The 443-nt window shown below is 60.0% G+C and carries 1 protein-coding gene; it reads right to left on the bottom strand.

Annotated elements, in window-relative coordinates; genetic code table 11:
- A partial coding sequence (locus tag EOA27_RS39925) for an EipA family protein (protein ID WP_245491440.1) occupies positions 1-265 on the bottom strand: 265 nt, incomplete at its 3' end.
- Between the last annotated feature and the right edge of the window lie 178 nt (positions 266-443).

Here is a 443-nt window from a genome sequence, read left to right as displayed (position 1 = left end):
CCTTATGGTCGCCGGCATTCTTGGTGTAGAGGGTGCCCTCGCCATAGGTCAGGCCGCCGATCAGCGCGCCCGACCCTTCCTCACCGAGCAGGTAGCCGTTGGGCAGGCCGTAGGAGGCGAAGATCTTCTCGACGACCGTGGCCAGGCCGCCGGAGGTCGCGCCGAAGAACTTGTGGCCGGAATCGATGATCTCCTGGGCGGTATATTCCTGTGCCCGCAGCGCGGAGGTTGAGAAGACGAGAGCGCCCATGAGGGCAATCGCCATGGAAATGACACGGAAAAGATTCCGGTCGTAGAATCGGGAAAACATGCTTCCAATCTCCGTCAGGGAGCACTTTCGCCGACGCCTCGCACCCCCCACGGCTCTTGGCGGCCGCTCGAGGTGACTATCACTGGCAAACTATGCCGTAATCCTTTTTCAACCATTAAGCTCTCACATGAAG

The organism is Mesorhizobium sp. M2A.F.Ca.ET.037.01.1.1 (genome assembly GCF_003998075.1).
Classification (GTDB): domain Bacteria; phylum Pseudomonadota; class Alphaproteobacteria; order Rhizobiales; family Rhizobiaceae; genus Mesorhizobium.
This window is presented reverse-complemented; position numbering and strand designations above follow the sequence as displayed.